This is a genomic window from Sinorhizobium sp. NG07B (assembly GCF_002532005.1).
Classification (GTDB): Bacteria; Pseudomonadota; Alphaproteobacteria; order Rhizobiales; family Rhizobiaceae; genus Sinorhizobium; species Sinorhizobium fredii_C.
The window spans coordinates 319,815-345,670 of the sequence record NZ_NWTD01000005.1 but is presented as its reverse complement, the minus strand read 5'-3'; the positions used below and the strand labels follow the sequence as shown (position 1 = coordinate 345,670).

Genomic DNA, 25,856 nt, shown 5'->3' with positions numbered 1-25,856 from the left:
ACGAAGTTTAGAGCCTGCCCCCTTTCCCCTCGCAGCTCCCTTACGAAAATCACGCCTCTCCCATTCCCCTACAAGACATGGACTCTTCATGGCTGAAATGAAGCTTCAAGACCTCAAGAACAAGACGCCGACGGATCTCCTGGCCTTTGCCGAAGAGCTCGAGGTCGAGAACGCCAGCACCATGCGCAAGCAGGAGCTGATGTTCGCCATCCTCAAAAATCTGGCCACGCAAGAAATAGAAATCATCGGGGAAGGCGTTGTCGAGGTCCTTCAGGACGGCTTTGGCTTTCTTCGGTCGGCAAATGCAAATTACCTGCCCGGTCCCGATGACATCTACATTTCGCCGTCGCAGATTCGCCGCTTCTCGTTGAAGACGGGCGATACGGTCGAGGGGCCGATCCGCGGACCGAAGGAAGGCGAGCGCTACTTCGCGCTGCTCAAGGTCAACACGATCAATTTCGACGATCCGGAGAAGATCCGCCATAAGGTCCACTTCGACAACCTGACACCGCTCTACCCGAATGAGCGCTTCAAGATGGAACTGGAAGTACCGACCTCCAAGGACCTGTCTGCCCGGGTCATCGACTTGGTGGCGCCGCTCGGCAAGGGCCAGCGCGGCCTGATCGTCGCGCCGCCGCGTACCGGTAAGACGGTTCTCCTGCAGAACATCGCCCATTCGATCACCGCCAATCACCCGGAATGCTATCTGATCGTTCTCCTGATCGACGAGCGGCCGGAAGAAGTGACCGACATGCAGCGCTCGGTGAAGGGCGAAGTCGTCTCCTCGACGTTCGACGAACCGGCGACGCGCCACGTGCAGGTGGCCGAGATGGTGATCGAAAAGGCCAAGCGCCTCGTTGAGCACGGCCGCGATGTGGTCATTCTGCTCGATTCGATTACGCGCCTCGGACGTGCCTACAACACCGTCGTTCCGTCATCAGGCAAGGTGCTCACCGGCGGTGTCGACGCCAATGCGCTGCAGCGGCCAAAGCGCTTCTTCGGCGCGGCCCGCAACATCGAGGAAGGCGGCTCGCTGACGATTATCGCGACGGCGCTGATCGACACGGGCAGCCGCATGGACGAAGTCATCTTTGAAGAGTTCAAGGGCACCGGCAACTCGGAAATCGTCCTTGACCGCAAGGTCGCCGACAAGCGTATCTTCCCGGCCATGGATATCCTGAAGTCCGGCACGCGCAAGGAAGACCTGCTGGTGCCGCGCCAGGACCTGCAGAAGATCTTTGTGTTGCGTCGCATTCTCGCGCCGATGGGCACGACCGACGCGATCGAGTTCCTGATCGACAAGCTCAAGCAGACGAAGACCAACGGCGACTTCTTCGATTCGATGAACACCTGATCGGGTCTGCGGCGACTCTTGTGGCAAGGCGGGACTCGCGAGTCCCGCCTTTTTCTATGAAAAGGGGCAGCGAGCCGATCTGACGTTGGCAACCCAAGATGACCTTCGGCTTCCGTGCACGGCGGTGATTCACGTGAAACAATGCCGACGTTGCGCCGGACTCCGAGGGCCCACCATACTTGCATTCCGGCGCCCAGACATGCATAAGTCTGCGCCGTTCGCTGTGCCGACAGCTGCGTCTGTTTCGGGCGCAAGGAGAGAGAGTTAGCTCCTCGATACAGACGGAAGACGCCGCCGGCGCACAGGTTTGACCTGTGTGCTCACCAAATCGAACAAGCCGATGCAGCTCACGGACACTATCTACGCGCTCTCCAGCGGCGCCCTGCCCGCCGGGATTGCTGTCATTCGCATCAGCGGACCGGCGACGGCCGGTGCGATCGTGCAGCTTTGCGGCGCTCTGCCAAAACCGCGCTCCGCCTCGCTCCGAACGATTCGGAATCGAAACGGTGAGATGCTCGATAGCGGGCTGTTGATCTATTTTCCCGGACCGTCGTCGTTCACGGGGGAGGATTGCTGCGAGCTGCAGCTCCATGGCGGGCGAGCCGTCGTGCACGCCGTCCTCGAGGCGCTTGGCGAGTTCGATGGATTGCGGCACGCAGACGCTGGCGAATTCTCGCGGCGCGCTTTTCAGAACGGCAAGTTGGACCTCGTCGAGGTCGAGGGACTGGCCGACCTGATTTCGGCCGAAACCGAAATGCAGCGTCGCCTGGCGATCGAACAGGCGAGCGGCGGTCAATCGGCTCTTTACCACGGCTGGGCGCGACGCCTGACCCATGCACGCGCGATGATCGAGGCGGAACTCGACTTTGCCGATGAAGAGGATGTCCCGGGCTCCGTCAGCGACACGATCTGGAGGGATGTCGAGAAGCTTCAGGCAGAGATCGACGCCCATACCGGAAAGGCCGGGCTGGCCGAGATCATTCGCGATGGCCTTAAGATCGTCATTGCCGGCGCGCCGAATGCCGGCAAGTCGAGCCTTCTCAATACGCTGGCGAAGCGGGACATTGCCATCGTGACGGAGATCGCCGGCACGACTCGTGACGTCATCTCGGTGGACCTTTCCTTAGCCGGATTCTCGGTGAAACTATTCGACACGGCCGGGCTGCGGGAGACGGACGAGATCGTCGAGCGTGAAGGCATCCGCCGGGCAAGGGAAGTCATCGGACATGCCGATTTGATCCTCTTGCTATCGGAAAAACCGGACGGCTTTGTTTTGAACGAGCCGATTGCTGATGAAGCTCCGATCATTCGGGTTGCTACCAAGTTCGACCGAAACGCAACGATTTGGCGGGCGGGTCAGGCGGATGTGTTTCTGTCGACGAAGACCGGGGACGGCATCGGCGAGTTGCTGAAAAAAATCACGGCGCACCTGCCGGATCTCGCCGGGCGGATGTCACTTGCAATCCCGTCAAGAAAGCGTCATGTGGATTGCCTGAAACAGGCCAGCGTCGCGCTGGCGCGCGCCTTGGTCACCGAGGGCGCAGATCTCCAGGCTGAGCAGCTGCGCGTCGCCGGCGACGCACTTGGACGGATTACTGGTCGGGTGGATGTCGAGAACCTGCTCGACGTGATATTCTCGGAGTTCTGCATCGGCAAGTGAGATGGCGTGCGATTGAAGCGGGTCGCAAACTCGTTTCACGTGAAACCTTCTTGACAGGATACGGCGATTAACAATCAACACCCGAGCGCGGGAGTGTCTATGACGAGCTATGATGTCATCGTAATTGGCGGAGGTCATGCCGGCTGCGAAGCCGCTTCGGCGGCGGCGCGGCTTGGCGCGCAGACGGCTCTGGTTACCCACAAAATCGAGACGATCGGGGTGATGTCCTGTAACCCGGCCATCGGCGGCCTCGGCAAGGGGCACTTGGTTCGGGAGATCGACGCCCTCGACGGACTGATGGGACGCGTCGCCGATGCCGCCGGCATCCAGTTCCGGCTCCTCAATCGGCGCAAGGGGCCTGCGGTCCGGGGACCGCGCACACAGGCGGATCGCCGGCTCTATCGCGAAGCGATGCAGCGGGAGATCGGCGCTATTGAAAATCTCACGGTCATCGAAGGTGACGCCTTTGACCTTCTGACCGATGGCGACGCCGTCACCGGCGTGATCATGAAGGATGGCCGGGCCCTTAGGGCCGCCTCGGTGGTACTGACCACGGGGACTTTCCTCAAGGGGCTGATTCATATCGGCGATCGCAAGGTTCCGGCTGGCCGCGTCGGCGAAGAGCCGTCGCTCGGCTTATCGGAGACGCTCTCCCGCTCCGGCCTGACGCTCGGACGGTTGAAGACCGGCACGCCCGCGCGGCTGGACGGCCGGACGATCGACTGGGACCGCGTCGGCCGGCAGGGGCCGGACGAGCAGCCGGTGCCCTTCTCCTTCATGACCGACACGATCGTCAATCGCCAAATCGATTGCGGCGTAACCCGGACGACGGACGCCACCCACAAAATCATTGCCGACAACATTCACCGTTCGGCGATGTATTCCGGTCAGATCGAGGGAGTCGGCCCGCGCTACTGCCCGTCGATCGAAGATAAGATCGTCCGCTTCGGCGAACGGGACGGTCACCAGATCTTCCTCGAACCCGAAGGGCTGGACGATGACACCGTCTATCCCAACGGCATATCGACCTCGTTGCCGGAGGAAGTCCAGGAGGCCTTTATCCGCACCATTCCTGGCCTCGAGGATGTGGTGATTCTTCAGCCCGGCTACGCCATCGAGTATGATCACGTGGATCCGCGCGAGCTCAAGTTGTCGTTGGCGGTTCGAAAAATGCCTGGGCTGTTCTTGGCTGGTCAAATCAATGGCACGACCGGCTATGAAGAGGCTGGAGCGCAGGGCCTGGTCGCCGGGCTCAACGCCGCGCTGGCAGCGACGGGCCGGGAGCCCTTCATCTTCAGCCGGACAGACTCCTATATTGGCGTGATGGTCGACGATTTGACCTCGCGCGGAATTAGCGAGCCCTATCGGATGTTCACCTCGCGGGCGGAGTATCGCCTGTCACTTAGGGCCGACAATGCCGACATGCGTTTGACCCCGGTCGGCATCGAGCTCGGTTGCGTCGGGGAGGCGCGCCGGGCCCGCTTTGCATCGTGGAGGGGTGCCTATGAGAACGGCCGCACGCTCCTGCAATCGCTGTCGATCACACCGACCGAGGGCAAGCGGTTTGGCCTCAAGCTCAACCAGGACGGCCAGCGGCGTTCAGCCTTCGAAATCCTTTCCTACCCGGACCAGACGATCGAGGGGCTGAAACCGCTGTGGCCGCAGCTCGAAGGAATTGATCGGCGCGTCACCGAAGCGCTCGAGATCGATGCTGCTTATGCCGTCTATATGGAGCGCCAGGCGGCAGACATCGCCGGTGTTCGGCGGGAAGAGAGCGCATCGATTCCGGACGACTTTGACTATAGCGACTTGCCGGGGCTCTCCAACGAGCTGAAGCAAAAACTAGCGCAGCAGCGGCCGTGCAATTTGGCGCAGGCGATGAAGGTCGATGGCATGACCCCCGCGGCCGTGTCGCTGCTGCTGTCCTGGCTGCGGCGGCAGGAGCGCGGTGCGTTGGCTGCGAGGCGTGCGGCGCAATGAAAGCGAGTCCTGCCGAGCGCATGAAAGCGCTGCGTGTTTCACCTGAAACGCACGAAAAGCTGGAGCATTTCGCCGGGCTTTTTCAGAAGTGGGCGAAGTTGATCAACCTTGTGGCACCGTCTACGCTTGAGGATCTGTGGCAGCGCCATATAACAGACAGTCTGCAGATCTTTCAGCTGTCTCCCTCGCCCAAGGTCTGGGTAGATCTTGGCAGCGGCGGCGGTTTCCCAGGCGTTATCACTGCCATCTGTCTCTCCGAATTTTCAGATGGATGGGTCCATCTCGTCGAAAGCAACAACAAGAAGGCTGCATTTTTGCGCGTTGCTCTCAACGAAACAGGGGCCCGCGGATCGGTTCATCCGATTCGAATCGAGCAAGCCGCTTCCGCTATCCCGCGCTGTGACGCGATTTCGGCCCGTGCGCTCGCCGATTTGTCGCAATTGCTTGACTATTGCGCGCCGTGGATGCTTCAGAACGACGCGAAAACCGTCGCCTTCTTTCACAAAGGCCGGGATTATCAAACGGAAGTTGATAAAGCGGTTAGCCGCTTTCAATTCGATCTGGTAAAACATGCAAGTGTCGTCGAGCCGGATTCGGTTGTGCTCGAGATTGCAAATCTTTCACGTCGGACGAAGTGATAGGCGAGCGAAGCATGTTTGGCCCAAGAAATCGGATCATCACCATTGCCAATCAAAAAGGCGGCGTCGGCAAGACGACCACCGCAATCAACCTGGCGACAGCGCTGGCGGCGATCGGCGAAAGGGTCCTGATCGTCGATCTCGATCCTCAGGGGAACGCCAGCACCGGACTGGGCATCCAGCGGCGCGATAGGCATTTGTCATCCTACGAGCTGATGATGGGGAGCCACTCGATCGGCGAGATTGCCCAGGAGACAGCGGTGCCGAACTTGGCCATCGTCCCGTCGACCATGGATCTACTCGGCGTCGAAATGGAGATTTCTCGCGAGTCCGATCGGGTTTTCCGCCTGCGCAAGGCGCTCGCCGCGCCCGAGGCACTCACCTGTTCCTACGTTCTCGTGGATTGCCCGCCCTCCTTTAACCTGCTGACGATGAATGCCATGGCGGCGGCGCATTCGGTGCTTGTACCGCTTCAGTGCGAGTTCTTCGCGCTCGAGGGTCTGAGCCAGCTGCTGGAGACGGTCGATCAGGTCCGTCGCACCGTCAACCCGAGCCTGGATATTCAGGGCATCGTGCTGACAATGTTCGACTCGCGCAACAATCTCGCCCAGCAGGTCGTCAGCGATGTCAGGACACACCTGGGCGAGAAGGTCTATCACACGTTGATTCCCAGGAACGTCCGTGTTTCGGAGGCGCCGTCCTACGGCAAGCCGGCCATTCTCTATGATCTCAAATGCGCCGGTAGTCAGGCCTATCTGCAGCTGGCCTCGGAAGTCATCCAGCGTGAGCGGCAGCGCAAGGCTGCGTGATTGTTTCGGTTTCGTAATCAACGGGTGTAGTATGAACGACGACAGCTCCAAGAGACGCCTTGGCCGCGGCTTGGCCGCCTTGATCGGCGAGATGGATCAGCCGTTGCAAAGCGGAACGGCGCCGACGAGCCCGGTCAATGCCGACCGGCGTGTTCCAATTGAATTCGTCTCGCGCAACCCGCGCAACCCGCGACGGCAATTCGACGAGGCGGAACTGCAGGATCTGGCAAGTTCGATCCGCCAACATGGCATTGTTCAACCAGTCGTCGTCCGCACCGTCGGTCATGAGCGCTACGAAATTATTGCGGGCGAGCGCCGTTGGCGCGCCGCTCAGCTTGCCGGCTTCACCGAGATTCCGGTGATCGTGCGCGACGTCGACGATCGGACGGCGCTGGAAATTGCCATCGTCGAAAACGTCCAGCGCTCCGATCTCAACCCGCTGGAAGAGGCGCTCGGTTACGAACAGCTGATTGCCGAGCACGGCTACACCCAGAACGACCTCGGCGACATCATCGGCAAGAGCCGCAGCCATGTCGCCAACAGCCTGCGGCTGCTAAAATTGCCGGAGCCGGTGCGCGACATGCTTTCCGACGGCAGCCTCTCTGCCGGCCACGCCCGCGCCCTGGTGCCGACCTCCGATCCGGTGGCGCTGGCGCGCTCGATCGTTGCCAAGGGGCTCTCGGTACGCGACGCGGAGCGCCTCGCGCAGAACGACATCAAGGCCCAGAACGATCCCAACTTCGCCAAGGGGCGGCATCGCGAGGAAAAGGACGCCGACACGCTGGCGCTGGAACGGACGCTTTCGGACAGCCTGGGGCTGGAAGTTACCGTCAGCCACAAGGCCTCCGGCGGACACCTTCGGATCGCCTACAAGACGCTCGATCAGCTCGAGGAGATCTGCCGGCTGCTTGAACGGCGCTGAAGATCGCGCTCCTGTCGCCGGAGAGCAGTTGACCAGCGAGTGCCTACGCCGGACCATTCTCGTCCGAGCGGCACAATTTCCTGCAGTGACGTGGCGGCAACTCCGTTGCGCTCTATTGAAGAAAGCGCTCGGTTCGCATGGAGCTGAGGCTACAACCGCGGCGGTGGCCTTCAGCGCCGTGCCGATTTAATAGCAATTGCCAGCAGGTTTTGCAGCACGAGGCTTTCCTCGAGGCTCTGCCGGGCACGGCTCTGATAGATGGTCGCCTGCAGGCGGCCGAGTTCGCGCCGGATCGCAGGCGCGGTCCAATGTTTCAGCGCCGCCTCGACGATCGGCTTGCGCCGGAAATGCAGGCCGCGGCCGAGGCTTGCGACCACCTGGCTCGCCTGTTGCCGGTTCGCGTCCATTTCGGCGCGCATTACGTCCAGTTGCTGAAACTGCCGGAGGCAGGCCTGCAGCACCAGGAAGGGCGGCGTTCTCGACGTGGTGATCTTTTTCATGGCGTGCAGCAGCGCATCGATGTCACCCTGGAGCACCGCATCCACCGCGTCATCGACAGAAATGGCGCTGGCATCACCGACGATGGCGAGGACATCCTCCTCGTCGACAATATCCTTGCCGCGGCAGTAGAGCGCGAGCTTGCGCAGCTCGTTGCGCGAGGCGATACGATCGCCGCCGAGCGCTTCAACAAGATGCTCGCGCGCCGCCGGGCTTATGCGCAAACCCGCCTCGGCGAGTTCCTTGTCGATCAGGGCGTGCAGGCCGCGCGCATCATCGCTGTAGCAGGCGACCGAGGCGACGGCCCGCGAGGATTCGCCGATCTTCCTGAGCGCTGCCCCCTTCTTGAGATCGCCGGCCTCGATGATGAGCGTGCTGCCGGCGGGGGGGCTGTCGGCGAGGACTTGCAGCGCCTCGGCGACCGCCTTCTCGCCCGAGGCGCCGCGGATCCAGACGAGTTTCTCACCGCCGAAGAGACCGATGGCATTGACCTCGTCCAGTATCCGGCCGGCCCCCTGCTGCAGCTCCGACGCGTCAAGCTTCACGAGGGCAAACGGATCGTCGAGAGCAACGCCGGAGCGGCCGGCAAGCTGCCCGGCGCGCTCCGAGACAAGGCCGCGATCGGGGCCGTAGAGCAGGAAAAGGCGGTAGTTCGACGCGCCTCTGTTCAAGAAGCTGTCGAATTCGTGCGACTTGACCTCGCTCATCCGATTAACCGGCCTTCAGCGGCCGAGGGCGGCGGCGATATCGGCCCTGATGAGTTCCGCCAGTTCCTTTGCGGCGCGGCTTTCGGCGTCACGCACGGCGCGCACCTTGGCGAATTCCTGTTCCGGGAAGTCGGCGAGCGCAACCGCCGAGCGATAGCCGGCCTTCACCGTCTCGCCTGTCGCCGTCCGCGTCAGATTGTAGTCCGCCTTGACGACGATGCGGCCGGCGGCTGCGCGGTCCTCGGCATCGTCGTAAAGCACGCCCATCGTCCGGTGCGAGACGTTGAGGGCGAGATGGTATTGCGGGTTGACGGGCTCGCCCCGACCGCCGGCGGCCAGGAAGATCAAGGCATTGCGCACTTCCTGTTCGACGCGGTCGTCGGCTTCCGAGATCTCGACGGAGCCAAGGGCCGCGGACGTGGCGCCGGTCGGGCCGTCCGAATAGAGCGGACGCACCTGGCAACCGGCCAGTACCGCTAGCAGCAAGGTGCCGGCAAGCACGCCAAAGGAGCGGGAACGAAGGCCAGCTTTCTCAGACAACGACATTGACGATCCTTTGGGGCACGACGATGATTTTTTTCGGTTTGCCGCCGTTGAGCGCCGCCTGGACGGCGTCAAGCGCGAGGACGGCGCTTTCGATCGCACTCTGATCTGCGTCGCGCGCGATTGTCAAATCGGCGCGTTTCTTGCCGTTGATCTGCACTGGCAAGGTGATTTCGTTCTCAACGACGAGTGCCGGGTCGAAGGCCGGCCATGGGCGTTCGGCGATCAGCCCTTCGCCGCCGATCTCGCGCCAGCACTCTTCCGCCAGATGCGGCATCATCGGTGCAATCAGGTCGATCAGGATCGTCGTTGCATTCTTGACCGCAGCGGTAACGGACCCGTCGGCCTTGCCGGCGGCGACTTGCGTCAGCGGTGCGGCAAGAGCGTTGACGAGTTCGTAGATGCGGGCGACAGCCTTGTTGAAGGCAAGCTTGTCGTAGTCGGCTTCGACGGCGCGGAGCGTACGATGGGCGGTCTGAGAAATCGCCAACCCCTCGCCTTCCTTAGCCGGCAAAGCATTTACGCCGCGCAGGCCTTCCGCGGCTTCTCCCACCAGCCGCCAGACGCGCTGTACGAAGCGGTGAGCGCCTTCGACGCCCGCCTCGGACCAGATCACGTCGCGGTCCGGCGGCGAATCGGAGAGCACGAAGAAGCGTGCCGTGTCGGCGCCGTAGGAAGCGATGATGTCGTCGGGATCGACGACGTTCTTCTTGGATTTCGACATCTTCTCGATCGAGCCGATGGCGACTTCCTCCCCCGTCTCGATCAAGACCGCACGGCGGCGGCCGTCGATTTCCTCGATGCGGATTTCGGCCGGCGTGACCCACTCGCGCTGCGCACCCTCGCCGCGGCTATAGGTCTCGTGCACGACCATGCCTTGTGTGAACAGACCCTTGAACGGTTCGTCCAGCGCCACGTGGTCGGTCGCCTTCATCGCCCGGGTGAAGAAGCGCGAATAGAGCAGGTGCAGGATGGCGTGCTCGATGCCGCCGATATACTGGTCGACCGGCAGCCAGTGATTGGCGACCTTCGGATCGGTCGGCTTGTCCTCCCAGGGCGCGGTGAAGCGCGTGAAGTACCAGGAGGAATCGACGAAAGTGTCCATCGTGTCAGTTTCCCGACGGGCATCATTGCCGCATTCAGGGCAGGCGACATGCCGCCAGGTCGGGTGCCGGTCGAGCGGGTTGCCCGGCTTGTCGAAGGTGACGTCCGGCGGCAGTGTGACCGGCAGATCCGCCTTCGGCACCGGAACGACGCCGCAAGCCTCGCAATGGATGACCGGGATCGGGCAGCCCCAATAACGCTGCCGGGAGATACCCCAGTCGCGCAGGCGGAAATTCACCTTGCGCTCCGCACGCGGCGCGCCGTTCAGCGTCTCATTTTCGAGCTTCGAGGCGACCGCCTCGAAGGCCTCTTCCGTGGAGAGACCATCCAGGAAGCGCGAATTGATCATCACGCCGTCACCGACATAGGCTTCGTCGCCGATCGTGAAGGAAGCGGCATCGGCATCCTTCGGCATCACCACCGGCACGACCGGCAGGCCGTAGGCGCGGGCGAAATCCAGGTCGCGCTGGTCGCCGGAAGGGCAGCCGAAGATGGCGCCCGTGCCATAGTCCATCAGCACGAAATTGGCGACATAGACGGGCAGTTCCCAGTTCGGATCGAACGGGTGGCGGGCGCGAATGCCGGTGTCGATGCCCTTTTTCTCGGCCGTTTCGAGGGCGGCGATCGAGGTGCCGGCGCGCCGGCATTCCTCGCAGAAGGCGTCGACCGCGGCATCCCTGGCGGCGGCTTCCCTGGCAAGCGGGTGGTCGGCCGAAATCGCCAGGAAGGAGGCGCCGAAGAGCGTGTCCGGCCGCGTCGTGTAGACGGTCAGTTCGCTGCTCTCGCGGGGAACGGTCTCAGGATCGAGTTCCCACCGGAGCAACAGCCCCTCGGAGCGACCGATCCAGTTCTTCTGCATCAGCCGCACCTTTTCCGGCCACTGATCCAGCGTGTCGAGCGAGTCGAGCAGGTCCTGGCTGAAATCGGTGATACGGAAGAACCATTGGGTCAGCTCGCGCTGCTCGACCAGCGCGCCGGAGCGCCAGCCGCGACCGTCGATCACCTGCTCGTTGGCGAGCACGGTGTTGTCGATCGGATCCCAGTTGACCTTCGACTGCTTGCGGTAGACCAGACCCCTTTCCAGGAAGTCGAGGAACAGGTATTGCTGGCGCTGGTAATAGGCCGGATCGCAGGTGGCGAATTCGCGGCTCCAGTCGAGCGACAGGCCCATGACCTTGAGCTGCGCCTTCATCGCCGCGATGTTCTGATAGGTCCAGCCGGCCGGATGCACGCCGCGCTCCATGGCGGCGTTCTCGGCGGGCATGCCGAAGGCGTCCCAGCCCATCGGATGCAGCACGTTGAAGCCGCGGGCGCGCTTGTAGCGGGCGACGACGTCGCCCATCGTGTAGTTGCGCACATGCCCCATATGGATCCGTCCGGACGGATAGGGGAACATCTCGAGCACGTAGTATTTTTCACGCGGATCGTCGTTCCTCGTCTCGAAGACCTTGCGCGCATCCCATTCCTGCTGCCAGCGCGGTTCGGCGTCACGCGGATTATATCGTTCGGTAGCCATGTCTCTGTCGATGTTCCGGAAAATCTGCGGGGCTAAGGCGCCCTTGTGATAGTTGGCCTGACCTTCATCATGAAACCGCCTGACCGTCAAGTTTTGAAGGCCGGGCGCGCCGTACTTTGGCGGAATTGGCCGACCTCGGCTTGGCCGGGCTTGGCAAGCACGGCAAGTTTCAATAATTCGGCTTGCAAGCCTCGAATGGCAAGGAGCACAAGCATGGACGTAGAGGAACGACTGAACGATGTCTTGAGCCGGATTCGCATGAGCGAAAAGGCGGCGAAACGGGCTGAAGGCGTCGTCATGCTCGTCGCCGTCTCGAAGACCTTCGAGGCGGACGCGATCCGGCCGGCGATTGCCGCAGGGCAGCGTGTGTTCGGCGAGAACCGCGTCCAGGAAGCGCAGGGCAAGTGGCCGGAGTTGAAGGCCGAGACGCCCGATATCGAGCTCCACCTGATCGGTCCGCTGCAATCCAACAAGGCGGCCGACGCCGTCGCCCTTTTCGATGTGATCGAGACGATCGATCGCGAGAAGATCGCCCGCGCCGTCGCCGCCGAGATGGAGCGACAGGGCCGCAGACCCCGGCTTTATGTGCAGGTCAATACCGGGCTTGAACCGCAGAAGGCTGGAATAGCGCCGGAGGACACAGTTGCCTTCGTCGACCTCTGCCGCGCGGAGCTCGGTCTCGACGTAGAAGGGCTGATGTGCATCCCGCCCATCGACGAAAATCCGGGTCCGCATTTCGCCTTGCTTGCCAAGCTCGCCGCCAGATGCGGCCTTACCCGCCTGTCCATGGGCATGTCCGGCGATTTCGAAACGGCCATCAGCTTCGGCGCCACCAGCGTGCGGGTCGGATCGGCGATTTTCGGTACGCGCTGATTTTCTTGAATCTTGAGGTGAAGCTCGGAACCCGCTGTTCCGCTCCATTACTCTTTCGTCGGGCTTCATCTTTCGCTCCACAGGCCTATCCTTCAGGACCGAGGAGCCGGGCCAATCCGTCCGGAAGTCAGTGGAGGAGAACGGAAATGGCGAGCCGCTATTCCGACGTGTATGCCGCATGGAAAGCCGATCCGAGTGGGTTCTGGTCCGAGGCCGCAGAGGCAATCGACTGGTTCGAAAGGCCCCGCCGCATCTTCGACGCCGAACTCGGAACGTACGGTCACTGGTTTCCGGATGGCGTAACCAACACCTGCTACAACTGTCTCGACCGCCACGTGAGGGCCGGTCGTGCCGAACAGACGGCCTTCATCTATGACAGTCCCGTCACCGGGCGGATCGAGAAGATCTCCTATGCGGCGCTGCTCGCCGACGTCAAGGCGATGGCCGCCGTCTATGGCAAGCTCGGCATCGTCAAGGGCGACCGGATCATCATCTATATGCCGATGATCCCGGAGGCCGCGATCGCCATGCTGGCGGCGGCGCGGATCGGCGCCTGCACTCGGTCGTCTTCGGCGGTTTCGCCGCCAACGAACTCGCCGTGCGAATCGACGATTGCCAGGCCAAGCTCGTCGTGTCGGCAAGCTGCGGGCTGGAACCCGGCCGCACCGTCTCCTACAAGCCGCTGCTCGATCAGGCGATCGAGATCGCCAGCAACAAGCCCGCCCATTGCCTGATCTTCCAGCGCGAGATGCTTGCCGCCGATATGGTACCCGGCCGCGATATCGATTTCGCCGCCGCCCTTGCAGCGGCGAAGCGGGCCGGCGAGGAAGCGCCCTGTGCGGCGGTCGCATCCACCGATCCGCTATATGTCCTCTACACGTCCGGAACCACCGGCCAGCCGAAGGGCGTGGTGCGCGACAATGGCGGCCACATGGTCGCCCTCAAATGGTCGATGGAAAACTTCTTCGGCGTCCTGCCCGGCGAGGTGTTCTGGGCGGCGTCCGACATCGGCTGGGTGGTCGGGCACTCCTATATCGTCTACGGACCGCTCCTCAATGGCAGCACCTCGGTGCTTTTCGAAGGCAAGCCGGTGGGGACGCCCGATCCAGGCACCTATTGGCGGATCATTGCCGAGCACGGCGTAGCGGTCATGTTCACCGCCCCGACGGCGCTCAGAGCGATCCGCAAGGAGGATCCGGAAGCCTCCCACGCTGCCCGTCATGACCTGTCGCGCTTCCGGGCGCTTTATCTTGCGGGAGAGCGAGCCGATCCGGACACGATCCGCTGGGCCGAGCGGGCGCTCGGCGTTCCGGTCATAGATCACTGGTGGCAGACGGAGACCGGCTGGCCGGTTGCCGGCAATCCGCTCGGCCTCGGCCTGCTGCCGGTGAAATACGGATCGCCCGCTGTTCCCCTCCCTGGCTATGACGTGCAGGTCCTTGACGATGCCGGCCATCCGGTCAGGGCCGGCACGCTCGGCAATGTAGTCGTCAAGCTGCCGCTCCCGCCCGGATGCCTGCCGACCCTCTGGAAGGCCGACGACCGCTTTCGGTCCGCCTATCTCGAGGAATATCCCGGCTACTACAAGACGGCCGACGCCGGCTACATCGACGAGGAGGGCTATGTCTTCATCATGGCCCGTACCGATGACATCATCAATGTCGCCGGTCACCGGCTTTCGACAGGCGCCATGGAGGAGGTCTGCGCCAGCCATCCGGATGTTGCCGAATGTGCGGTGATCGGCATCGCCGATCCGATGAAGGGGCAGGTTCCGGCCGGCTTCCTAGTGATCAACGCGAATGTTTCCCGTGAGACGGCGGAGATCGAGAAGGAAGTGATCGCCCTCGTCCGCGAGCGCATCGGCCCGGTCGCCGCCTTCCGAACCGCGATCTGCGTCAAGCGGCTACCGAAGACCCGGTCGGGCAAGATCCTGCGCGCGACGATCCAGAAGATCGCCGACCGGCAGCCCTGGAAGATGCCGGCCACGATCGACGACCCCGCGATTCTCGAAGAGATCACCGAAGCGCTGCATGCCAAGGGAATCGGCGTCTGACGCGGGACATCAGCCGGCCTGCAGTTCGACCACGCCTTTGAACCAGGCGCAGAAGATGGATGCGGCCTTCTGGCGCGCAGTCCTGCAGATCAGGAAATAGCTCTCCTCTTCGAGGATGGACGTCTCGGAAAGTACGATCAGGTCGCCATTGGCGATCTCGCGCCGGCATACCTCGACCGGACAGAGGGCAACGCCGTGGCCGGCGATGGCGGCCGTCGCGAGCAGATTGAAATCCTGAAAGACCGGGCCTTTCGTTGGTCCCGGCGGAGTTATGCCGGCTCGGGCGAACCATTGCTGCCAATGGGCGGTCGTCTCGTCGTGCAGGAGATGCGCCGCTGCGATCTGCTGTGCATTGTCGAGCCCACCCCTCCGTTCAAGATAGCGCGGACTGGCCACCGGCCGGTTGACGCGGGAAAAAAGCCGCTCGCAAGTGACGCTATCCGACGTATCGGCGCCCAGCGTAATCAGCACATCGCAGCCGGTTTCGCGCAGGCGTTGCGCAGCCGTGGCATAGATCACCTTGACGGTAATGTCGGGATGGGCGGCCAGGAAACCGCCGAGCGCCGGGATCAGCCAGCGCGTCGCGATCGAGGGAATGCAGGCGACGGTGATTCCCGATTTCGTTCTGAGCTTCAAGGCTTCCGCTTCGGCGGCAATCCGTTCGAAGCTGGCCGAGAGGGCTTCCGCGAGCCGTTCGGCTTCGGTCGCGAGCCGGACGCCGCGCTTTTCACGCAGGAACAGCGGGCGGCCGAACCACTCTTCCAACTGCCGCATCTGATGGCTCACGGCGGCATGGGTGACATGCAACTCGTCGGCAGCCCGCGAGAAGCTCGCAAGTCGGGCGGCGGCTTCGAAGACGCGAAGTGCGCCTAGGGGAGGCAGCATATGTAAATTCTCCTCAACTATCCGATGAGGAATCGTCGTTTGTACGAACCGGCACTCCGGGGAATAAAGGACTTCAAGGTGACCGACGAGAGCCGGTTCTCCCTGATTTGTCAAACGCTCTTACACATTGGAGAACAGCATGTTCGTGCGCAGCCTGCAAGATGTCGAAACCACCGATCACTTCGTTGAGTGGGGAAGCGGTACCAGCCACCGCCTGCTGACGGAAAGGGACGGGATGGGATTTACCGTCTGCCACACGGTGGTGCGGGCGAAAACCGTGTCGCTGCTCCAATACCGCAACCATCTCGAAGCCTGCTATTGCATCGCCGGAGAGGGTGAGGTGGAGGACATGGAAGGCAATGTCTTTCCCATCCGGCAGGGCGACATCTATGTGCTCGACAAACATGACAGGCACTATCTGCGTGGCGGTAGCGACAAGGACCTGATCCTCGTCAGCATATTCAATCCGCCGCTCAAGGGCACCGAACGCCACAACCTCGATGATTCAACCGGCTCGGCTTATTAAGTGGGCAAATTACACCCTTACGCTTGCAATTAAAGCCAACAAAAAACCCGGATCTGCGGCCCGGGTTCTGCATTTCATCACCGGTGACGAGGCGATCAGTAGTTGTCGTCTTCGTCGTCCTTACGGTCCGACTTTAGAGACTTCAGCTTGGCGAAGACGGCGTCGGCGTCGATTTCCTTCTCTTCCTCGCGATCGAAGCTGTAGTCGATCTTCTCGGTTTCCCGTGCCGACTCGAGCGTGGCGCCCAACTCGGCTGCCGTCGGCAACGGGCGGCCCTTGGCGGCGCGCTCGACTTCCAGGTCGAGATCGATCTGCGAGCAGAGGCCGAGGGTGACCGGATCCATCGGCGTCAGGTTGGCCGAGTTCCAATGGGTGCGCTCGCGAATCTGTTCGATCGTCGACTTGGTCGTGCCGACGAGGCGCGAAATCTGCGCGTCCTTCAGTTCCGGATGGTTGCGGACCAGCCAGAGAATGGCGTTCGGACGGTCCTGCCGCTTCGAAACCGGGGTGTAGCGCGGGCCCTTGCGCTTCGAATCCGGCACGCGGACCTTCGGCTCGGAGAGCTTGAGCTTATGGTTCGGATTTCCCTCGCCGCGGGCGATCTCGTCGCGCGAAAGCTGACCGGTGGCAATCGGATCGAGGCCCTTGATGCCCTGCGCCGATTCACCGTCGGCTATCGCTTTGACTTCGAGCGGGTGCAGCTTGCAGAACTGCGCGATCTGGTCGAACGACAGCGCGGTGTTGTCAACGAGCCAGACGGCCGTTGCCTTGGGCATAAGCAATTGCTGAGCCATGGATATAGTCCTTTCGTCCGTCCGCGCCGGTGTCGCGGGCCGTGGAGTCTACCACTGATTTCCGGGAATTGAGCGTTCTATATCGTTGTTGTCTCGAAATTGCAATTCTTCACTTCCGAATGTGCTTTTGTCTAATTGCGGCCAAGCTTTGACCTGCTATGAATCGTCCGAACGGGCGGTGGGAGTGCCGCCGCGAGCGGTGCAATCCCGCTCCAACGTCGAAAAACGATCCTGCTGGCGGTCTGGGCGGACCCGGCCCCAAGCATCGTGATCCAGCAGCAATACGCAGGGAGGAAAACATGGACGTCAAGACCCATCCGGTCCTGGAAGCGGCCAAGAACCGCACGCTCATCGACGACGCGACCTATCTGAAATGGTACGAGCAGAGCATTGCCGATCCGGAGACGTTCTGGGGCGAGCATGGCAAGCGGATCGACTGGTTCCAGCCCTATACCAAGGTCAAGAATACGTCCTTCGAGGGCGACGTTTCGATCAAGTGGTTCGAAGACGGCCTCACCAACGTCTCCTACAATTGTATCGACCGCCATTTGAAAACGCATGGCGACAAGACGGCGATCATCTGGGAAGGCGACAATCCCTATGTCGACAAGAAGATCACCTATAACGAGCTTTACGACAGGGTTTGCCGCCTCGCCAATGTCCTGAAAAAGCATGGCGTCCAGAAGGGCGACCGGGTGACCATCTACATGCCGATGATCCCGGAAGCGGCCTTTGCGATGCTCGCCTGCACCCGCATCGGCGCCATCCACTCGGTCGTTTTCGGCGGATTCTCGCCGGAGGCGCTCGCCGGCCGCATCGTCGATTGCGAATCGACCTTCGTCATCACCTGCGACGAGGGCTTGCGCGGCGGCAAGCCGGTGCCGCTCAAGGAAAACACCGACAAGGCGATCGACATCGCTGCCCGCCAGCATGTCATGGTCAACAAGGTGCTGGTGGTGCGCCGCACTGGCGGCAAGGTCGGCTGGGCGCCGGGCCGCGATCTCTGGTACCACCAGGAAACCGCAACCGTCGAGGCACATTGCCCGCCGGAGAAGATGAGCGCCGAAGAGCCGCTGTTCATCCTCTATACGTCCGGCTCCACCGGCAAGCCCAAGGGGGTGCTGCACACGACCGGCGGCTATCTCGTCTATGCCTCGATGACCCACCAATATGTCTTCGATTATCACGACGGCGATATCTACTGGTGCACGGCCGATGTCGGCTGGGTAACCGGCCATTCCTATATCGTCTACGGGCCGCTCGCCAACGCCGCGACGACGCTGATGTTCGAGGGCGTGCCGAACTTCCCGGATGCCGGCCGCTTCTGGGAGGTCGTCGACAAGCACAAGGTCAACATCTTCTATACGGCACCGACGGCGATCCGCTCGCTGATGGGCGCCGGCGACGATTTCGTCAAACGCTCGTCGCGCTCGTCGTTGCGCCTGCTCGGAACCGTCGGCGAACCGATCAATCCGGAAGCCTGGGAATGGTACTACCATGTCGTCGGCGAGGAGCGTTCGCCGATCGTCGACACCTGGTGGCAGACGGAGACCGGCGGCATCCTGATCACGCCGCTGCCGGGCGCCACCGATCTGAAGCCCGGCTCGGCGACACGGCCCTTCTTCGGCGTCAAGCCGCAGATCGTCGACAATGAGGGCAAGGTGATCGACGGACCGGCGGACGGCAATCTCTGCATCATCGACAGCTGGCCGGGGCAGATGCGCACCGTCTATGGCGACCACGAGCGCTTCATCCAGACCTATTTCTCGACCTACAAGGGCAAATACTTCACCGGCGACGGCTGCCGCCGCGACGAGGACGGCTATTACTGGATCACCGGCCGCGTCGATGACGTCTTGAACGTCTCCGGCCACCGCCTCGGCACGGCCGAGGTCGAATCGGCGCTCGTCTCGCATCACCTCGTCTCGGAAGCCGCGGTTGTCGGCTATCCGCACCCGATCAAGGGCCAGGGCATCTATTGCTACGTGTCGCTGATGGCGGGCGAGGCCGGCAGCGACGAACTGCGCCAGGAACTGGTCAAGCATGTCCGCTCGGAGATCGGGCCGATCGCCACGCCGGACAAGATCCAGTTCGCGCCCGGCCTGCCGAAAACGCGCTCGGGCAAGATCATGCGGCGGATTCTCCGCAAGATCGCCGAGGACGATTTCGGCTCGCTCGGCGATACCTCGACGCTCGCCGACCCGGCGGTTGTCGACGACCTGATCGCCAATCGGCAGAACCGGGCGTGAGGTAGCGCTGCGACCGCCCCTCATCCCGCTGCCGCGACCTTCTCCCCGCTTGCGGGGAGAAGGGGTATGCCGCGCCGCCTCAATCCCCTCTCCCCGCGAGCGGGGAGAGGGCTAGGTGAGGGGCAAAGGACGCCTAACGGATGCCGGAGCGTCAATCGACGTTCACCTATGAATTCCATAGAGCGACGCGCTCCCATCGGACCAGCAACCGGTTCGGAACGTGCCTGTCGATTCGCGACCGAAACAATAGCCGGCTGCAGCAGCCCCTTAGAAGTCGATCGCCCGGCCCTTGATTTCCCAATCGCCGAAACGGGACGGATCCAGCCCGCCGCGGCCGCCGATTTCTGCCGGCGCTTCCTTTTTCTCCTCGGTGCGGCGTCGCTCGTCCGCTTCCTGGAGCGCGCGGAGGGCCGCGGGTGACAGCGGCCGCTTGGGCCGTTCGGGTGAATTGTCGTAGTCGTTCTGCATGTGCGAGTCGGATCAGCCTTAGGATATTGAAGAACGGGGGCCTCGTCCCCATCATATAAGTCGCTTCCGTCGAAGCGGGAACCCTGATTCACGTGAAACGTTTGAGCAGTTCGGGGCAGCCTGCTCCGAGGTTGAACGAAAACGACCTGAGTGCCTGGAGTCTGATCCATGAACCTCGTGCGCACCGCAATGCTGCTTGCCTTCATGACCGTCCTGTTCATGGCTGTCGGCTATGTCATTGGCGGCAGGGGCGGCATGATGGTCGCCCTGGTCATGGCCGCGGGCATGAACTTCTTCTCCTACTGGAATTCTGACCGCATGGTGCTCAGGATGTATCGGGCCCAGGAGGTCGACGAGCGCAGTGCGCCGGAATATTACGGCATCGTGCGCGACCTGGCGCAGAATGCCGGTCTGCCGATGCCGCGCGTCTACGTCATCGATAGCCCGCAGCCGAACGCCTTCGCCACCGGCCGCAACCCGCAGAATGCCGCGGTCGCCGCCTCCACCGGCCTGCTGCAGTCGCTCTCCTATGAGGAGGTGGCCGGCGTCATGGCGCATGAGCTCGCGCATATCCAATACCGCGACACTTTGACGATGACCCTGACGGCGACGCTCGCCGGTGCCATTTCGATGCTCGGCAATTTCGCCTTCTTCTTCGGCGGCAACCGCGAGAACAACAATCCTCTCGGGTTTATCGGTGTCCTGATCGCGATGATCGTCGCTCCGCTAGCGGCCATGCTGGTGCAGATGGCGATCAGCCGCACGCGCGAATACTCCGCCGACCGGCGCGGCGCCGAGATCTGCGGCAATCCTCTCTGGCTCGCCTCGGCGCTCCGGAAGATCGCCGGCGCTGCCCATGTCATTCACAACCAGGACGCGGAGCGCAATCCGGCGACGGCGCACATGTTCATCATTAATCCGCTTTCGGGCGAGCGCATGGACAACCTCTTCTCGACGCATCCGAACACCGAAAACCGCGTCGCCGCGCTCGAGCGGATGGCAGGCGAGATGTCGGCGGGCTCGACGCCGCCGGCTCGTCCTGATAATGCGGTGCGCAAATCGCGCTCTGTCCCGAGAACCGGCTGGGGTCGCGGTGGTTCCGAACCGCCGAAAGGCCCCTGGTCCTGATGCCCGAAGACAGACAAAACGATTCACATCCGAAACGAGCCCGCCGAATCAAGCCGTTCCAGAAGGCCGGCCAGCGGCCCGATGCTGCCGGCGCCGTTTTTAAGCCGGGGCTGAAAAGCCGCCAGGCGGCCGCCAAGATCCTGGCGGCGGTGATCGACCGCAAGACGCCGCTCGACGGCATGCTCGACCAGGAGCACGGCAATCCGGCCTATCGCGAGCTCAACGATGCCGACCGGGCGCTGGTGCGCGCCATCCTCAATTCGGCGCTCCGGCACCTGCCGCGGGTCCGCGCTGCGATCGACTCGCTGATCCAGACCCCCCTGCCGGATGGCGCCCGCGCGCTCGAACACGTGCTGACGGTCGCAGCAGCGCAGATCCTTTATCTCGACATCCCGGATCATTCCGCCGTCGACCTTGCCGTCGAGCAGGCGCAGGCCGATCCGCGGAATCGCCGCTTCGCCAGCCTCGTCAACGCGGTGCTCCGGCGGCTTTCGCGCGAGAAGGAGGCGATCCTCGAGACGGTGAATGCCGTGCCGGCCATTCCGGCCTGGTTCTATGAGCGCCTGGTCGCTCATTACGGCCAAGCCCAGGCGGAAGGCATCTCGGAAGCGCAACTCGTTCCAGCGGCGATCGACCTGACGGTAAAGTCCGACGCCGCCGGGTGGGCCGGGCGCCTTGGCGGCATGGTGCTGCCGACCGGCTCCGTTCGGCTCGGTGAGTTTTCCGGGGCGATCCCGTCCTTGCAGGGCTTTGCGGAAGGCACGTGGTGGGTGCAGGATGCCGCCGCCTCGATCCCGGCGCGCCTCTTCGACGATCTTTCCGGCAAGACGGTGGTCGATCTCTGCGCGGCACCAGGCGGCAAGACGGCCCAACTCGTTCTTGCCGGGGCGCAGGTGACGGCGCTCGACCAGTCGTCCAGCCGGTTGCGGCGGCTGAAGGCCAATCTCGAACGGCTCGGCCTCGAAGCCCGGACGAAAGAGATCGACATGGCGAATTTCCGCCCGGAGGAGCTCTTCGATGCCGCCCTTCTCGATGCCCCTTGCTCGTCTACCGGCACCACCCGGCGTCACCCGGATGTGCTCTGGACGAAAGGGCCGGAGGATGTGGAAAAGCTCGCCCGCCTCCAGGAGCGGCTGCTGCGGCATGCGTTGAGGCTCGTTAAGCCCGGCGGCATCGTGGTCTTTTCCAATTGCTCGCTGGACCCGCGCGAAGGTGAAGAGGTCGTTGAACGCGTTCTAGGCGACGGACTTTGCGAGCGCGTGCCGATCGCCCCGTCCGATTGGCCGGGGCTCGAGGCGGCGATCACCGCGCTCGGCGAGTTCCGCACGACACCGGCGATGCTGCCGCTCGAGCCCCCCTTTTCCGGCGGGCTCGACGGCTTCTACGCGGCTGTGCTGCGCCGATCCCTGGGCAGCGACGATTGACGCTTCAGAATCGTCTGCCTATCAATGGCGGCAAATTGATAGAAATTTAATCTTCCTTCCGGCACCATTCCGGCCCATGAAAGCGATTCTGGCGCAATCCCGACAGGTGCTCGTCAAGCGCTTCGAAGGTTCCGTCGCGGCCATCAACAAACCTGCAGGCGCCGATGCTGTTTTCCGCTAGACGAAGGCTGCTTTACCTGTATCTGCGCGAAGGCTGGCGCCGCCTTGCGCGGCGGATTTCGCTTGGGCGGCTGGCGGCCCTGCGTTTTTCGAGGTCAACCCCGGACAGGCTTATCGTCGCGCCGACCGATCTCAGAGCCATCGACCCCTTTGTAGCGGAGGAAATCCTTCAGGGCCGCTATCCGCTCGCCGGCCGGGTGCTCGACACCGAAGGTGAATCGCCGTTCGAGATCGATCTGCCGTCGCACGAATTTGCCAATCGGCTGCATGCCTTCGACTGGCTGCGCCACATGCGCGCCGTCCGCGATGAAGCGGGCTTTGCGAGGCTCCGTCAGATCGTCGACGACTGGATGGGCACGCATGGCCGCAACATCGGCGGCATCTCCTGGGAAGCGGATGTGATCGCGCAGCGGGTCATCGCCTGGCTGTCGCATTCGCCGGTGGTGCTGCGCAACGCAGAGCATGGCTTCTATCGCCGCTTCCTGAAAAGCCTCACCTATCAGGTCCGCTATCTTCGCCACGTCGCCGGAACGGTACCGGAGGGCGAGGCGCGGCTCAGGGTTCGCATCGCGCTGGCAATGGCGTCCGTGTCAATGCCGGTCTCGCCTTCGGTGCTGCGCCGGGCGGCGCGCGGTCTGGACCTCGAACTCGACCGCCAGATCCTCGCGGATGGCGGCCACTTCTCCCGCAATCCCCGCGCCGGGCTCGAACTGCTGCTCGACCTGCTGCCGTTGCGCCAGACCTATGTCAATCTCGGTCACGACGTGCCGTCGCGGCTGATTTCCGGCATCGACCGGATGTACCCGGCGCTTCGGTTCTTCCGGCATCAGAGCGGCGAACTGGCGCTCTTCAACGGCGCAACCTCGGTGCCGGCACACGAGCTTGCTTCGGTGCTGCGCTACGACGAGACCGCGGGCGAGCCGTTCCGGTCGCTGCCGCACATCAGTTTCGAGCGGCTCTCGCTCGGCGAGACGGTGGTCATCGTAGACACGGGCCGACCCCTGTCGGTCGATCTGTCGCGCAGCGCCCATGCCGGCTGCCTCTCCTTCGAGATGTCGTCGGGGCGAAACCGCCTCATCGTCAATTCCGGCGCGCCGAAGTTCGCCGGCGAACGATTCCGGCAGATGGCCCGCGTCACCGCCGCCCACTCGACGGTGACGGTGAACGACACCTCCTCCTCGCGCTTTTCGCAATCGCGCTTTCTCGGCGCAATCATGGTGAGCGGCGTATCGCAGGTCGAGACGGAGCGAAACGACGAGCCGGGCCGAATCGAATCCGTCAAGGCGAGCCATGACGGCTATCTCGCCGCCTTCGGCCTCATCCACGAGCGCGACGTCGGCATTCTGAACGGCGGCCGGCTGATCCGCGGGCGCGACCGGCTTTCGCGGGAAAACGGCAGCGATCCGGAGGCGTCCGACAGCGCGATGGCTGTCGCCCGTTTTCACATCCATCCGGCGATCGGGCTGCGGCAAAGCAGCAAGAGCGAGATCTATCTGAGCGCGCCGGACGGCGAGGCCTGGCTCTTTGCCTGCCGGGATGGAGACCTGGCGATCGAGGAGGACGTCTTCTTCGCCGATCCGTCCGGCGTGCGCGCCTCGTCGCAGATCACCGTGACCTTCGCGGTTGCGGCGCAGCCGGAAATCCAGTGGACGCTGACCCGCGAGGGGTAGGACCAAGCCTATTTTCGACCTCCGCGGCTGCGAAGGTTCCTTCCGTCGGCAAGCTGTGCTAACGGGCAGCCATTCCAATCGCCGGCACCCCTCTTTCCAAGCGTCCGGCGCTGCCAAAGGAGCATGGTTGATGGCTGTCGCCTCCAAGAAAATCCCGGCTCCGGACGAGGTCCGGATCCAAACCGCCCTCCTCTCCGTCTCCGACAAGGCGGGTATCGTCGACCTCGCCCGCGCCCTCAATGAAAAGGGCGTAAGGCTGGTCTCGACCGGCGGCACGCACAAGGCGCTGGCGGGGGCCGGCCTTCCGGTCAGCGACGTTTCCGAATTGACCGGCTTTCCGGAAGTCATGGATGGCCGCGTCAAGACGCTTCATCCCGGCGTCCACGGCGGCCTGCTCGCCATCCGCGACGACGCGGACCACAAGGCGGCGATGGACGCGCATGGGATAACCGCGATCGATCTCGTCGTCATCAATCTCTATCCGTTCGAGGAAGTCCGCGCCGAGGGCGGCGACTATCCGACCACGGTTGAGAATATCGACATCGGCGGACCGGCGATGATCCGCGCATCGGCCAAGAACCATGCCTATGTGACGATCGTCACCGACCCGTCCGACTATTCGGCGCTGCTCGAGGAAATCGCCGACGGCACGACGCGCTACGCCTTCCGGCAGAAAATGGCCGCCAAGGCCTATGCCAGGACGGCTGCCTATGACGCGGCGATCTCAAACTGGTTCGCCGAGGCGCTCGATTTCGCCATGCCGCGCCATCGGGTCATCGGCGGCGTGCTCAAGGAAGAGATGCGCTACGGCGAGAACCCGCATCAGAAGGCGGGCTTCTACGTCACTGGCGAGAAGCGGCCGGGGGTCGCGACCGCGACGCTGCTGCAGGGCAAGCAGCTTTCCTACAACAACATCAACGACACGGACGCCGCCTTCGAGCTGGTGGCGGAGTTCCTGCCGGAAAAGGCGCCGGCCTGTGCGATCATCAAGCATGCCAATCCCTGTGGCGTCGCCACCGCGCCGTCGCTCGCCGAAGCCTATCGCCGGGCGCTCGCCTGCGATTCGACCTCGGCCTTTGGCGGCATCATCGCGCTCAACCAGCAGCTCGACGCCGAAACGGCCGAAGAGATCGTCAAGCTTTTCACCGAGGTGATCATCGCGCCGTCGGTCTGCGACGAGGCCAAAGCGATCATCGCCCGCAAGCCGAACCTCAGGCTGCTGGCGACAGGCGGCTTGCCGGATCCGCGCACGCCCGGGCTGACCGCCAAGACGGTCGCCGGCGGGTTGCTCGTTCAGACGCGCGACAACGGCATGGTCGAGGACCTCGAACTCAAGGTCGTCACCAAGCGCGCGCCGTCGGCGCAGGAGCTCGACGACATGAAGTTCGCCTTCAAGGTGGCGAAGCACGTCAAGTCGAACGCCGTCGTCTATGCGAAGGACGGCCAGACGGCCGGGATCGGCGCCGGCCAGATGAGCCGCGTCGATTCGGCTCGAATCGCCGCCATCAAGGCCGAGGAAGCGGCCAAGGCGCTCGGCCTTGCGGCGCCGCTGACGCGCGGTTCGGCGGTCGCTTCGGAGGCCTTTCTGCCTTTCGCCGACGGTCTGCTGTCGGCGATCGCCGCCGGCGCCACCGCCGTCATCCAGCCGGGTGGCTCGATGCGCGACGACGAGGTCATTGCCGCCGCCAATGAGCACAATGTCGCGATGGTGTTTACCGGGATGCGGCACTTCCGGCATTGAGCGGTTAGGCGCGTTCCGTCATGTCAGTGGCGCACACCTGTGGGTGCTGAGTCTCTTCTCGTTCGTCATCCTCGGGCTTGACCCGAGGATCTAGGCGCAGGCCATGAAGCACCAGCAGCGCGGCGCCGAGCTGC

At 63.2% G+C, this 25,856-nt stretch carries 19 protein-coding genes and 1 pseudogene; 14 read left to right on the top strand and 6 right to left on the bottom strand.

Annotated elements, in window-relative coordinates; all coding sequences use genetic code 11:
- Nucleotides 1-88: 88 nt before the first annotated feature.
- The 6 genes from rho to CO664_RS19390 all read left to right on the top strand — a co-directional run bounded on the left by rho (nucleotide 89) and on the right by CO664_RS19390 (nucleotide 7,363).
- Nucleotides 89-1,354: a transcription termination factor Rho gene (gene rho / locus CO664_RS19415; protein WP_082911953.1), complete on the top strand. Its 1,266-nt coding sequence runs from the start codon at nucleotides 89-91 to the stop codon at nucleotides 1,352-1,354.
- 340 nt (nucleotides 1,355-1,694) lie between these two features.
- On the top strand, nucleotides 1,695-3,014 hold the full coding sequence (gene mnmE / locus CO664_RS19410; protein WP_097539684.1) for a tRNA uridine-5-carboxymethylaminomethyl(34) synthesis GTPase MnmE: 1,320 nt from the start codon (nucleotides 1,695-1,697) through the stop codon (nucleotides 3,012-3,014).
- A gap of 99 nt (nucleotides 3,015-3,113) precedes the next feature.
- Nucleotides 3,114-4,994 (top strand): tRNA uridine-5-carboxymethylaminomethyl(34) synthesis enzyme MnmG, encoded by a 1,881-nt coding sequence (gene mnmG / locus CO664_RS19405; protein WP_097539657.1) that lies wholly within the window; start codon nucleotides 3,114-3,116, stop codon nucleotides 4,992-4,994.
- A complete protein-coding gene (gene rsmG, locus CO664_RS19400; RefSeq protein WP_097539656.1) occupies nucleotides 4,991-5,632 on the top strand; it encodes a 16S rRNA (guanine(527)-N(7))-methyltransferase RsmG in 642 nt (213 codons plus the stop codon). Before mnmG ends, rsmG begins: the two co-directional genes overlap by 4 nt.
- Before the next feature lie 14 nt (nucleotides 5,633-5,646).
- On the top strand, nucleotides 5,647-6,441 hold the full coding sequence (locus CO664_RS19395; RefSeq protein WP_097539655.1) for a ParA family protein: 795 nt from the start codon (nucleotides 5,647-5,649) through the stop codon (nucleotides 6,439-6,441).
- Between the two features lie 31 nt (nucleotides 6,442-6,472).
- The gene (locus CO664_RS19390; protein WP_037418412.1) at nucleotides 6,473-7,363 is read left to right on the top strand and encodes a ParB/RepB/Spo0J family partition protein; all 891 of its coding nucleotides are present in this window, start codon (nucleotides 6,473-6,475) and stop codon (nucleotides 7,361-7,363) included.
- Between the two features lie 170 nt (nucleotides 7,364-7,533).
- On the opposite strand, the gene holA is transcribed toward CO664_RS19390, so the two are convergent.
- From holA to leuS, 3 genes are read right to left on the bottom strand one after another with little or no spacing between them, the layout of a single operon-like run.
- Nucleotides 7,534-8,568, bottom strand: a complete 1,035-nt coding sequence (gene holA, locus CO664_RS19385; protein ID WP_097539654.1) for a DNA polymerase III subunit delta — start codon at nucleotides 8,566-8,568, stop codon at nucleotides 7,534-7,536.
- Nucleotides 8,569-8,583: 15 nt separating this feature from the next.
- Nucleotides 8,584-9,114 carry an LPS assembly lipoprotein LptE gene (gene lptE, locus CO664_RS19380; RefSeq protein ID WP_037418408.1) on the bottom strand — a complete coding sequence of 177 codons (531 nt, stop codon included), beginning with the start codon at nucleotides 9,112-9,114 and terminating at the stop codon, nucleotides 8,584-8,586.
- Nucleotides 9,101-11,731, bottom strand: coding sequence for a leucine--tRNA ligase (gene leuS, locus CO664_RS19375; protein ID WP_097539653.1), 2,631 nt, complete (start codon nucleotides 11,729-11,731; stop codon nucleotides 9,101-9,103). The genes lptE and leuS overlap by 14 nt, the downstream gene beginning before the upstream one ends.
- Nucleotides 11,732-11,944: 213 nt before the next feature.
- On the opposite strand from leuS, the gene CO664_RS19370 reads away from it, so the two are divergent.
- The gene (locus CO664_RS19370; protein WP_097539652.1) at nucleotides 11,945-12,604 is read left to right on the top strand and encodes a YggS family pyridoxal phosphate-dependent enzyme; all 660 of its coding nucleotides are present in this window, start codon (nucleotides 11,945-11,947) and stop codon (nucleotides 12,602-12,604) included.
- 146 nt (nucleotides 12,605-12,750) lie between these two features.
- Nucleotides 12,751-14,657 (top strand): annotated as a pseudogene (locus CO664_RS19365) (AMP-binding protein).
- Between the two features lie 9 nt (nucleotides 14,658-14,666).
- Here CO664_RS19365 and CO664_RS19360 read toward each other — a convergent pair.
- Nucleotides 14,667-15,542 carry a LysR substrate-binding domain-containing protein gene (locus CO664_RS19360; protein ID WP_097539651.1) on the bottom strand — a complete coding sequence of 292 codons (876 nt, stop codon included), beginning with the start codon at nucleotides 15,540-15,542 and terminating at the stop codon, nucleotides 14,667-14,669.
- Between the two features lie 139 nt (nucleotides 15,543-15,681).
- Between CO664_RS19360 and CO664_RS19355 the strand changes: the two genes are divergently transcribed.
- Entirely contained in the window at nucleotides 15,682-16,068 is a 387-nt protein-coding gene (locus tag CO664_RS19355) for an ectoine synthase (RefSeq protein WP_097526029.1), read from the top strand.
- Nucleotides 16,069-16,163: 95 nt separating this feature from the next.
- On the opposite strand, the gene CO664_RS19350 is transcribed toward CO664_RS19355, so the two are convergent.
- The gene (locus CO664_RS19350) at nucleotides 16,164-16,862 is read right to left on the bottom strand and encodes a DUF1013 domain-containing protein (protein ID WP_037418397.1); all 699 of its coding nucleotides are present in this window, start codon (nucleotides 16,860-16,862) and stop codon (nucleotides 16,164-16,166) included.
- Nucleotides 16,863-17,161: 299 nt separating this feature from the next.
- Here CO664_RS19350 and acs point away from each other — a divergent pair, with 299 nt between their 5' ends.
- Nucleotides 17,162-19,111, top strand: coding sequence for an acetate--CoA ligase (gene acs, locus CO664_RS19345; RefSeq protein ID WP_097539650.1), 1,950 nt, complete (start codon nucleotides 17,162-17,164; stop codon nucleotides 19,109-19,111).
- Nucleotides 19,112-19,378: 267 nt separating this feature from the next.
- On the opposite strand, the gene CO664_RS19340 is transcribed toward acs, so the two are convergent.
- Nucleotides 19,379-19,579 (bottom strand): DUF1674 domain-containing protein, encoded by a 201-nt coding sequence (locus CO664_RS19340; RefSeq protein ID WP_097539649.1) that lies wholly within the window; start codon nucleotides 19,577-19,579, stop codon nucleotides 19,379-19,381.
- 168 nt (nucleotides 19,580-19,747) lie between these two features.
- On the opposite strand from CO664_RS19340, the gene htpX reads away from it, so the two are divergent.
- The 4 genes from htpX to purH all read left to right on the top strand — a co-directional run bounded on the left by htpX (nucleotide 19,748) and on the right by purH (nucleotide 25,722).
- Entirely contained in the window at nucleotides 19,748-20,707 is a 960-nt protein-coding gene (gene htpX / locus CO664_RS19335; protein WP_097539648.1) for a zinc metalloprotease HtpX, read from the top strand.
- Nucleotides 20,707-22,131, top strand: coding sequence for an RsmB/NOP family class I SAM-dependent RNA methyltransferase (locus CO664_RS19330; RefSeq protein WP_097539647.1), 1,425 nt, complete (start codon nucleotides 20,707-20,709; stop codon nucleotides 22,129-22,131). The genes htpX and CO664_RS19330 overlap by 1 nt, the downstream gene beginning before the upstream one ends.
- Before the next feature lie 164 nt (nucleotides 22,132-22,295).
- Entirely contained in the window at nucleotides 22,296-23,981 is a 1,686-nt protein-coding gene (locus CO664_RS19325; protein ID WP_097539646.1) for a heparinase II/III family protein, read from the top strand.
- 130 nt (nucleotides 23,982-24,111) lie between these two features.
- On the top strand, nucleotides 24,112-25,722 hold the full coding sequence (gene purH, locus CO664_RS19320) for a bifunctional phosphoribosylaminoimidazolecarboxamide formyltransferase/IMP cyclohydrolase (RefSeq protein ID WP_097539645.1): 1,611 nt from the start codon (nucleotides 24,112-24,114) through the stop codon (nucleotides 25,720-25,722).
- Nucleotides 25,723-25,856: the final 134 nt, after the last annotated feature.

Bases quoted from the DNA above. Each gene is read 5' to 3' on its own strand.
- rho (WP_082911953.1), top strand. From the start codon at position 89: ATGGCTGAAATGAAGCTTCAAGACCTCAAGAACAAGACGCCGACGGAT.
- mnmE (WP_097539684.1), top strand. From the start codon at position 1,695: ATGCAGCTCACGGACACTATCTACGCGCTCTCCAGCGGCGCCCTGCCC.
- mnmG (WP_097539657.1), top strand. From the start codon at position 3,114: ATGACGAGCTATGATGTCATCGTAATTGGCGGAGGTCATGCCGGCTGC.
- rsmG (WP_097539656.1), top strand. From the start codon at position 4,991: ATGAAAGCGAGTCCTGCCGAGCGCATGAAAGCGCTGCGTGTTTCACCT.
- CO664_RS19395 (WP_097539655.1), top strand. From the start codon at position 5,647: ATGTTTGGCCCAAGAAATCGGATCATCACCATTGCCAATCAAAAAGGC.
- CO664_RS19390 (WP_037418412.1), top strand. From the start codon at position 6,473: ATGAACGACGACAGCTCCAAGAGACGCCTTGGCCGCGGCTTGGCCGCC.
- holA (WP_097539654.1), bottom strand. From the start codon at position 8,568: ATGAGCGAGGTCAAGTCGCACGAATTCGACAGCTTCTTGAACAGAGGC.
- lptE (WP_037418408.1), bottom strand. From the start codon at position 9,114: ATGTCGTTGTCTGAGAAAGCTGGCCTTCGTTCCCGCTCCTTTGGCGTG.
- leuS (WP_097539653.1), bottom strand. From the start codon at position 11,731: ATGGCTACCGAACGATATAATCCGCGTGACGCCGAACCGCGCTGGCAG.
- CO664_RS19370 (WP_097539652.1), top strand. From the start codon at position 11,945: ATGGACGTAGAGGAACGACTGAACGATGTCTTGAGCCGGATTCGCATG.
- CO664_RS19360 (WP_097539651.1), bottom strand. From the start codon at position 15,542: ATGCTGCCTCCCCTAGGCGCACTTCGCGTCTTCGAAGCCGCCGCCCGA.
- CO664_RS19355 (WP_097526029.1), top strand. From the start codon at position 15,682: ATGTTCGTGCGCAGCCTGCAAGATGTCGAAACCACCGATCACTTCGTT.
- CO664_RS19350 (WP_037418397.1), bottom strand. From the start codon at position 16,862: ATGGCTCAGCAATTGCTTATGCCCAAGGCAACGGCCGTCTGGCTCGTT.
- acs (WP_097539650.1), top strand. From the start codon at position 17,162: ATGGACGTCAAGACCCATCCGGTCCTGGAAGCGGCCAAGAACCGCACG.
- CO664_RS19340 (WP_097539649.1), bottom strand. From the start codon at position 19,579: ATGCAGAACGACTACGACAATTCACCCGAACGGCCCAAGCGGCCGCTG.
- htpX (WP_097539648.1), top strand. From the start codon at position 19,748: ATGAACCTCGTGCGCACCGCAATGCTGCTTGCCTTCATGACCGTCCTG.
- CO664_RS19330 (WP_097539647.1), top strand. From the start codon at position 20,707: ATGCCCGAAGACAGACAAAACGATTCACATCCGAAACGAGCCCGCCGA.
- CO664_RS19325 (WP_097539646.1), top strand. From the start codon at position 22,296: ATGCTGTTTTCCGCTAGACGAAGGCTGCTTTACCTGTATCTGCGCGAA.
- purH (WP_097539645.1), top strand. From the start codon at position 24,112: ATGGCTGTCGCCTCCAAGAAAATCCCGGCTCCGGACGAGGTCCGGATC.